Here is a 485-nt window from a genome sequence, read left to right on the forward strand (position 1 = left end):
GTAATAGCCGTTTAAATCCTTAATCTCATCATCGTTAAACTGATTGCGTTTAAGTTCACGAAAAATCGTCGAGCGATGCCTTCCAAGCTTCTCAGCAATAACGTCAACGGAAAGCTTTGCAGTGCGCCAGCGTGCTATTTTTCGACGTTCATCCAGGTCAATATGTGAATAGGTGCGGTACATGAAGGGTTCCTTGCATTGGATAACTCATTGTTAATATTTGCAAGTCGCACTTCAAACTAGAACCCACCCCTGTTATACTTAATGTTTTAGCAAGTTAAAGTTGCGACATTCCCAGCAGATTACAGATGCGACAGGTGCTGACGTTCAGCCCCCATTCCGAGAGGCTGGTCGGGGTTGCAAACGAGGAATGGGGGCGGGTGAATATCCACCTCTTCGGCTTTAGCTTTCTCAGTAGCAATTGTTCTGTCAGCAGTTGATACTCAGTTCACCTGCATCGGGCAGGAGAGGGATCCAAGTCGTAC

1 protein-coding gene is annotated in these 485 nt (G+C 46.4%); it reads right to left on the reverse strand.

Annotated features, from left to right (window positions below):
- Window positions 1-183: helix-turn-helix domain-containing protein (locus tag HBA93_RS18415; RefSeq protein WP_221724265.1), on the reverse strand; the 183-nt coding region annotated here is incomplete at its 3' end.
- Between the last annotated feature and the right edge of the window lie 302 nt (window positions 184-485).

Source organism: Ochrobactrum sp. SFR4 (assembly GCF_019730395.1).
Taxonomy (GTDB): Bacteria; Pseudomonadota; Alphaproteobacteria; order Rhizobiales; family Rhizobiaceae; genus Pseudochrobactrum.